Below are 4,598 nucleotides of genomic sequence, written 5' to 3'. Positions count from 1 at the left end.
TGCCCTTGAGCTTTCGCTTGAGCCTCCTGTTGAGCCATTTGGCGGACGTGATGTCGCAACAAACGCTTTCTCCCCCAGAGAACCTCTCCATCCGCCGTTACCGCACCCAGGGCCAGTTCTGGGTTCTCTGGGCGCGTAATTTTTTTAGCCACAATAATATCCAAGGGACAACCCAAACGCTGCGCCAGGGGTGCGGCGATCGGCAATCCCCCTCGCGGCAACGCATACACAATCGGTTTAATCCGCTTCAAGTCTGAATCGATTTCAGTCAGTTGTCGAATCACCGCATCAGCCAGTTTTTCTCCGGCATCAGCGCGATCGCGAAATAATGGGGCAGGTATCATCATCCCCTCCAGCCACATAGCACTTCAGTTGCCTATATGATGGCTGATTTTTTCTGACCCTGATGCGTCTTATGTCACTTTATCCCCTTTTCTGTTAGCCTAAAATTAGCCTGAACCCGCTTAAACCTGGATTTAAACCATTTAAACCGCTCACATAATTTACCCCTCGGGCTTCAATTCTAAAACCGACAAAACCGAGAAATCAATCTCGAATTTGCCAAGACATTTAAGTCTCTTGTAACCCGTCTATAATTTTAAATAAACAAAAATCAGGATACAAAATGACCGACGAAAGCCAACTTAATCTGTTTGATATCACCCCTTTTGATGCACCCCCTGACCCCCCATCCTTTAATCCCGAACTAATTCCAACCCGTGCCGATATTCCCATTCCTCCCGGTACTTATACCAGCGTTGATGAACTGTCCATCCCCTGTAACCAATGCCACCGATGCGGATTAGGCGCGAATCGTACCCATGCTGTTATTGGCAGAGGAAATCCCCAAGCACCGATTATGATTATTGGAGAAGCACCGGGTCAAACCGAAGATGAAACTGGATTACCCTTTGTCGGCAAAAGTGGAGAATTATTAGAAAAAATCCTTGCCTCCGTCAAACTTTCCACCGAAAAAGACGTTTATATCTGCAATATCAATAAATGCCGACCCCCCGGAAATCGCACCCCCACTCCAGAAGAAATGGCAGCCTGTAAACCCTATCTTTTAGAACAAATTCGTCTAGTCAATCCCGCCATTATTTTATTAACGGGAGCAACGGCAGTTAAAGGATTACTCAAAGAAAAACGAGGGATTACTAAAATTCGGGGTCAATGGTTTGAATGGGAAGGAAAACTCTATATGCCCATCTTTCATCCCGCCTATCTACTCCGCAATCCGTCCCGAGAAAAAGGTTCACCTAAATGGTTGATGTGGCAAGATGTCCAAACCGTGAGTGCCAAATTAGCAGAACTCGGACTGAAATAGTCATTTATTATAGCCAGTCTTGCAGCAGTTTGTTATAGAGAAAGCGAGGCAGATTTAAGTGCACCGCGCACCCTCTTCAATAACGCACAACAAGACCAAAGCTGATCACCGGGGTCTTGTGTAAAGCCTGCGCTTGTTCTGCGCTGTGCGGCATAGCCTGCCGTCGGAGCATCACATCTGGTTCGCTATCTCTATAACAAACTGCTGCAAGACTCGCTATATAGCGGTTCGGTGGACTCATCCTCACCCCCAGCCCCCTTCGGGTCGAAGGGGGCTGGGGGTGAGGGCATTCCACAACTGATAAAGGAGCTGCTATAGAAATTTGGACTTGTATAAGAAACGGGGTTTCTTTTCAGGATTAGGAGCGATATTGTACAGTTTAGAAACTGAGATTTAACTGATAGTGGGGTGTGAGGAAGACAATAAATTTCGCATTCTAATCTTTTATTTAGCGTCGAAATGCATGAAAATCACTCCCTTATATGCTATGATTAATATAGGGAGTCTAAATGAATTTGATAAATCGGAATCAAGGGAGATCAGATGTTCCCACTCATGGTCAAATTGTCAAGCTGCTGCAAGACTGACTATAGTAGCAGTTTATTCTTCAGTGATAATGGTAAAAGCCACTAAGTTTCGTCGCTTATGAAAATCCTGTTAATTGAAGATGATCGGCGGATTTCGGGGGCGATCGCCGAAGCCTTAAGAGATCGCCGCTATGTAGTAGAAATCGCCAATGATGGTGAATTAGGTTTGAGTTTTGCAGAAACTGACAGTTTTGATTTAATCATTCTGGATCTAATGTTGCCCAAACTCGATGGGATTTCCCTTTGTCGGCAGTTACGGAAAGCAGGAAATAAAACCCCGATTTTGATGCTGACTGCCAGAGATACTAGCAGCGATAAAGTGTTAGGCTTAGATGTGGGGGCGGATGATTATGTGGTGAAGCCGTTTGATTTGCCAGAATTATTAGCGAGAATTCGGGCGCTTTTTCGCCGGGAGACGTTGAAATTTTTGCCGATTTTGGAGTGGGAAAAATTAACGCTAAATCCCAATGAATGTCAGGTGATGTACAAGGATAACCCCTTAACTCTCACCCGGAAAGAATACGCTTTGTTAGAGTTGTTTTTACGCAATGGCAGTCGCGTTCTCAGTCGCAGTGTAATTTTAGAACGAGTCTGGGCTTTTGAAGATATGCCTGGAGAAGAAACCATCAAAGTGCATTTACGCAGTTTGCGACAAAAGCTAAAGGCGGCTGGGGCTCCCGCAAATTTTATTGAAACTGTTTATGGTTTGGGATATCGACTCAATGCCAATCTCTCAGCAAATCTCTAATCGGCAATTTAGCAGATTACAAACTCGGTTGCTGCTGTCGTATTTATTGGTAATTGCCACGATTTTAGGGGTGTTTTCTACTGCGGTTTATGCTCTGGTTGTCCGAGATCGCCATCAACAATTAAATGCTTCTGTGCATCAAATGGCTGGTACATCTGCCAGCACATTAGAAATTATTCAACATGAATACCAAGAATTAACGACAGAAGACAAATACAAAGGATATATTCCTCGGAATGCTGATGGCAGTTTTGTCCCCATTAGCTTATTTCAACTGATGGGGAAATATCAAGCCGATTCAATGCCGACTTTTGTGTATAATCCACTGACACCACAACGGCAAGCGGTCGAATGGTTTGATAGTAAAAAAACCTTGATAGTGCGAGAAGGTCGCCTTTTTCCCTCAGAAAGTTTGCCAAATACCATCTCCCCAAAAGGGCAATTAATTTCCCAAAAATCAAAAAGTCTCCGCAGCTTTATTTTGCCGGTTTATTCGACGGCGAAATCTGGGCGATCGCAATTATTAGGGTATGTGCGAGCTACCGAATCAACGAATTTGTTAAACGCTGACTTGCGGCGGTTTCGGCAAGGGCTAATCGCCGGGGTGGCAATTGTTTCTGGACTGGTGACAATGGGCGGCTTTTGGCTGACTCGCGAGTCACTCAAGCCAATTTTGCAAAGTTTTGAGCAACTGAAACAGTTTACATCGGATGCTTCCCATGAATTGCGCGGCCCGTTGACCGCAATTCGGGCATCGATCGCGGTCATGCAAAGTCACCCAGAACGAGTTCATCCTGCTGATGTAGAAAAGCTGAAGGCGATCGCCTCGGCATCGGTCCAAATGAGTCAACTGGTGGATGATTTGCTACTGTTGGCTCGCATGGATCGCCAAGCCCCCGATCTCGCTGCATGGCGACAAATTGCCCTAGATGAAATATTAGAAGACTTGGTAGATTTATATAGCGATCGGGCCAGGGAAACTAATATTTCCCTGCAATCTCAACTTATCCCTAACTTAGAGGTTTATGCAGACGCCTTTCAACTATCTCGCTTATTGACTAATTTATTAACCAATGCCCTGCAATACACCCCATCTGGAGGTAGCGTCACCGTTTCATTGCAGCGCCGCCGTACCCATGCCCTAATTCGCGTTGAAGACACCGGCATTGGTATTGCTCCCGAGCAATTGCCCCATATCTTCGATCGCTTTTGGCGGGCTGACCAAGCCAGAAGTCAACATCAAGGGGGATCGGGACTAGGACTGGCGATCGCCAAAACCATCGCCCAGACTCATGGCGGTGACATCATCGTACATAGCCAACTCGGTCAAGGAAGCTGCTTTCAGGTAAAAATACCTCTCCCGTGAGTCACAGCTAGAAACCGGCGCGGCGCCTAGAAACCGGGTTTCTTAATTAAATCTCGGTTTTCCGCCAAAAGTTATCGCAGAAACCCGGTTTCTTTTCTTTCCCAGATTTTTACTATTTATTTCCTACAATTACGTTATAGCCTTTCCCACGCTTATTCGCGTACATTCTTTGAGGATTTTGGAGTGCGAGCATCTTGCTCGCTATTCTCCCAAGCGAGCAAGATGCTCGCACTCCTATAAATATCTGTACCCCACAAGTCCACCGAACTGCTATAAGATCACTTCTGACCCGCAATAATCACGCTCACAAATTGGCTATGAAATCTAAAGCTGTTGCACTATTTCTCAGTCTTGGCCTAGCGACAACCGTGGCGGCCTGTTCCACAGGCGCTCAGTCCGGTGGTCAGAAGGAAGGAGAACAAACTCCCCCAGCTTCTACCACTCAAGATGGTGGAGAAGAGGGTGGTGCTCCCACAGCCCCAGCTTCCACAACTCCCAATCCAGGTGCAGCAGGGGGAACGACTCAAACTCCGCCCGGTTCTACCAGTCCTCAAGGAGATGGCGAAAATG

5 protein-coding genes are annotated in these 4,598 nt (G+C 46.3%); 4 read left to right on the top strand and 1 reads right to left on the bottom strand.

The features are described 5' to 3' along the window. Window positions 1-347 (bottom strand): phosphoribosyltransferase family protein (locus J0895_RS03430; protein WP_277989775.1); only part of this gene is annotated, 347 nt, incomplete at its 3' end. Between the two features lie 278 nt (window positions 348-625). Between J0895_RS03430 and J0895_RS03425 the strand changes: the two genes are divergently transcribed. The 4 genes from J0895_RS03425 to J0895_RS03410 all read left to right on the top strand — a co-directional run. After that, window positions 626-1,327, top strand: a complete 702-nt coding sequence (locus tag J0895_RS03425) for a uracil-DNA glycosylase (protein ID WP_207086730.1) — start codon at window positions 626-628, stop codon at window positions 1,325-1,327. A 645-nt stretch (window positions 1,328-1,972) separates the two neighbouring features. Next, window positions 1,973-2,662 (top strand): response regulator transcription factor, encoded by a 690-nt coding sequence (locus J0895_RS03420; RefSeq protein ID WP_207086729.1) that lies wholly within the window; start codon window positions 1,973-1,975, stop codon window positions 2,660-2,662. Continuing rightward, on the top strand, window positions 2,637-4,028 hold the full coding sequence (locus J0895_RS03415; RefSeq protein WP_207086728.1) for a sensor histidine kinase: 1,392 nt from the start codon (window positions 2,637-2,639) through the stop codon (window positions 4,026-4,028). The genes J0895_RS03420 and J0895_RS03415 overlap by 26 nt, the downstream gene beginning before the upstream one ends. 317 nt (window positions 4,029-4,345) lie before the next feature. Next, the coding region (locus J0895_RS03410; RefSeq protein ID WP_207086727.1) for a hypothetical protein at window positions 4,346-4,598 on the top strand (253 nt) is incomplete at its 3' end.

It is taken from the genome of Phormidium pseudopriestleyi FRX01 (assembly GCF_017313335.1).
Lineage (GTDB): Bacteria > Cyanobacteriota > Cyanobacteriia > Cyanobacteriales > Laspinemataceae > Laspinema > Laspinema pseudopriestleyi.
This window is presented reverse-complemented; position numbering and strand designations above follow the sequence as displayed.